The organism is Streptomyces sp. NRRL WC-3549, from assembly GCF_000721935.1.
Taxonomy (GTDB): Bacteria; Actinomycetota; Actinomycetes; order Streptomycetales; family Streptomycetaceae; genus Streptomyces.
In genome coordinates, this window is record NZ_KL585445.1 from 55,025 (window position 1) to 55,350 (window position 326).

Here is a 326-nt window from a genome sequence, read left to right on the forward strand (position 1 = left end):
CTCGCTGAGCTGCGCGGCCCGTCCGTCGCGCCGCATCCGCTGGACGCGCGGGCGCTGGCCGCGCTCGCCGCCAACCCGGGCTGCAGACGGCGCGCCCTGCTCGACGGCGCCGGGGTCGACAAGGGCGTGCTGGCCACCGCGCTCGGCTCCCCCGCCCCCTTCGGGCAGTCGCAGTTCGCGCTCGTCCGGGGCAACGCCTTCGAGGCCAAGGTCAAGGCCGACGGCGGCACGGAGCTGCTGCGGCTGCTGTTCGAGCGGCTCGGTGACGGGGCGGACGCCCCGGGTGAGGCGGTGGTGCCGGACCTGACGGCCGCCGGTCCGGCGGG

At 78.5% G+C, this 326-nt stretch carries 1 pseudogene; it reads left to right on the plus strand.

The window, feature by feature from the left end:
- A pseudogene (locus tag IH13_RS0134470) lies at positions 1 to 326 on the plus strand (hypothetical protein); the annotation flags it as partial.